Origin of the sequence: Halomonas sp. KX33721, assembly GCF_001596805.1 — a bacterium.
GTDB lineage: Bacteria > Pseudomonadota > Gammaproteobacteria > Pseudomonadales > Halomonadaceae > Vreelandella > Vreelandella aquamarina.
Genome location: NZ_LVIA01000068.1, coordinates 1 through 2,853, shown reverse-complemented (window position 1 = coordinate 2,853; position 2,853 = coordinate 1). Strand labels below are relative to the sequence as shown.

General features: G+C 56.9%; 3 protein-coding genes. 2 read left to right on the top strand and 1 reads right to left on the bottom strand.

Annotated features, from left to right (window positions below; translation table 11 throughout):
• Positions 1 to 400: Cd(II)/Pb(II)-responsive transcriptional regulator (cadR, locus tag A3220_RS16210; protein ID WP_084812808.1), on the top strand; the 400-nt coding region annotated here is incomplete at its 5' end.
• Positions 401 to 698: 298 nt separating this feature from the next.
• Positions 699 to 1,784, top strand: a complete 1,086-nt coding sequence (locus A3220_RS16205; RefSeq protein WP_062375979.1) for a porin — start codon at positions 699 to 701, stop codon at positions 1,782 to 1,784.
• Positions 1,785 to 2,078: 294 nt separating this feature from the next.
• Here A3220_RS16205 and A3220_RS16200 read toward each other — a convergent pair.
• On the bottom strand, positions 2,079 to 2,853 hold a 775-nt coding region (locus A3220_RS16200; RefSeq protein WP_174524478.1), incomplete at its 5' end, for a transposase.

Genomic DNA, 2,853 nt, shown 5'->3' with positions numbered 1-2,853 from the left:
TGGTCAGTTGGCGCAGTTGGTAGGGGTCGAAACACAGACGATCCGCTTCTATGAACAGCAGGGCTTGTTGCCGCCGCCTGATCGGCAGGACAACGGTTACCGTGTCTATACCGAGAAGCATGGTGAGGGGCTGGCCTTCATCCGTCGCTGCAGAATCCTGGGCCTGTCACTGGCTGAGATTCACGAACTACAGAGCTATCAGGACGACCCTCATCAGCCTTGTACCGCCGTCAACGCCTTGCTCGATGATCACATCTCTCATGTGCGGTCGCAGATAACCGCTCTGCAAGCGCTTGAGAAACAACTCGTTTCACTGAGAGCGAGTTGCAACGATGACCGGGAAGTTGAGGCGTGTGGGGTTCTTGCTGGAATTAGCGAAGGAAACATGCACCAGCAGTAGGTGAAGCATCAACCAGATAATCCGATGAGATGCCGGTCTGTCTCACTCTCATGCAAAGGTAAGATCAACCATTTAATCCGCTTACCCATTGTTATTTGTCAGAGTCCTGGGACTTAAGCGGCGAACTCTTAGCTTGACCAAGAATAGGGCCGCAACACGCAGCGCGCCAAAACCTGTCACAGGCCCGAACCGATGCCCTGTTTCGATGCATCATTTGTAAACAAACTGCAATCTTTACCAAATAGACTTTCCATTGATTCTTCAATACCCACAAGCAAACTGAAAGGAAAAAACCACTATGAGCAAGAAATATTTGGGCTTGGCTTTGGCGATTTCTGCAGCTTCCGCCGCACAGGCCGGAACTGTTACGACCAGCGGCGAAGACCTTGTGATCGATACCGACAGCGGTATCAAAGTGAAAGTGTCGGATAACTCTGCGTCTTTTCAGCTCGGCGGGCGCCTTCAATGGGATTACGACGCCACGCAGTCTGACGCCAACGGTGTTGACACTACCGATTTCGACGTGCGCCGGGCACGCCTCTACGCCAAGGGCCACTTTGGCGACTGGGCGTACAAAGCCCAGTTCAACGTGGCTGAGAGTGATGGCAAAAAAGGCGGGGACGCTGAGGACCTGTACATTCGCTACCTGGGATTTGGCTCAGCTGCAACCGTGACTATTGGTAAGCAGAAAGAGCCATTCGGCCTGGAACAATTAACGAGTTCAAAAGACATCTCGGCCCTTGAGCGATCCGCCATGTCCGAGCGTTATACCCCCGGTCGCAGCGGCGGCATCCAGCTCAGTGGCAAAGGCGACAACTGGACCTACGGTATCGGCTACTTCGAGGCAAACGGCGATGGCAGCGACGACTTCAATAACACGGCAGTAACCGCGCGGGGCACGGTTGCACCGATTCAAACGAACAATATGGTTGTTCATCTTGGTGCGGGTTATTCCACGCGTGATGCCGACACTCAGGCCGGTGAGGTCGATAAGTTTAATCTGGAGCTCGCCGGCGCTTCCGGGCCCTTCCATGCCCAGGCCGAATATTTCGATTCCGAGGAAGGCCAGGTGGATGTTGATGGCTATTACGTACAGCTTGGCTGGATCATCACCGGCGAAAGCCGTCCTTACAAAGCCGGAGTATTCAAGCGAGTGGAACCGTCATCGCCCAAAGGAGCCTGGGAAGTTATTGCCCGCTTTGAGGATGGTGACGGAAAATACAGTGATGTGGGGCTGGCCACGACCGACGGTAAGCAAACAACACTGGGCGTTAACTATTACGCCAACAAGAATGTTCGACTTGGAATGAGCTACATGGATGGCGAACAAGCCAATGGCGCTAGCGGAGATGAAGTGCGTGCGAGGTTACAATATGCATTTTGACCGCATGGGAGAGTGCTTGGTTGAGCTCACCACTTGATAGGGCACTGGTACGGGAAGCATTGTCCTGAATCCGTGAAGCCGGCGCCGACACTTTCCCTATCACCGCCAGCGAGCACTTTTTGATCATTCGCCCCGTGCAAGCTGGCTTTCGCAAGCCCGTTATTGCCAAAACCCACCGTGCTGATCGGTGCTGATGGCCCGTTTTGTCATGCCTTTCCACCCGCCAGGCACGACATATCTGGCGATCGCGTGTCGCTTGGAACTGCTTGTGGATAGAGTGTCGCCGATTGACGGTCAGCATGGCGTTCCTCGTGGATAACGCAGTCGGCTCCGCAGCGTCTTGAGCACCGTCATGCGCCCGATATCCTGCCCGAAGTCGAGGATGATCTGCCGTGCCTTGTGAATCACGAGAGCCGCACGGTGCACCAGCTCTTGTAGCACGGTGCGCAGCCGGCGCCGCTTGGCCGGGTGGCGAACCGGGCTCAGCTCGCCGGTCATGCCCAGCTGTCCCATCAGGCGCAGGATGTTGTAGGCCAACTGGGCGAGATGCAGGATCAGATCGTTGGTGGCGAACTTGCCGGACGGCAAGCGCTCCAGGTCGAGATCGGTCTTGATCTCACTGTGGAATTGCTCGTGGGTGGCATGCGCCTGGTAGCGCTTGATCACCGCCTCCGGCGCCTCGTCCAGGCTGGTCCACCAGCCTTCCAACTCATAGTCCGGTTCGAGCAGCAACTGGCCATCGCGATCGGCGGTGCGCTCGACCAGGCGCATCACGCGTTGGACGACGTATTCGGTCTTGTTGTCGTCGTGGATCGAGACGGTCTGCGTCCACAGCGCCTGGCGTTTGCCAGGGCGCAGCTCTTCCCAGTAGTCCGCCGCCACCGCCAGCCAGGTATCTCGATCAGCCGTGGCCGAGCCACGCGGGTTCCATTTGACGACATAGTCGAGCCGGCGCCCCTCGTCGGCAAAGACCTGGCGCTGCTGTTCGAGAAGCGCCAGGTGCGCCTGGCTGTCGAAGCCGCTGTCCTCGCGTAACAGGATCGGTTGCTTGGTCAAGCATTGGGCGCGG

Excerpts from the sequence above, each read along its gene's own strand:
- A3220_RS16205 (WP_062375979.1), top strand. The coding sequence starts at position 699 with ATGAGCAAGAAATATTTGGGCTTGGCTTTGGCGATTTCTGCAGCTTCC.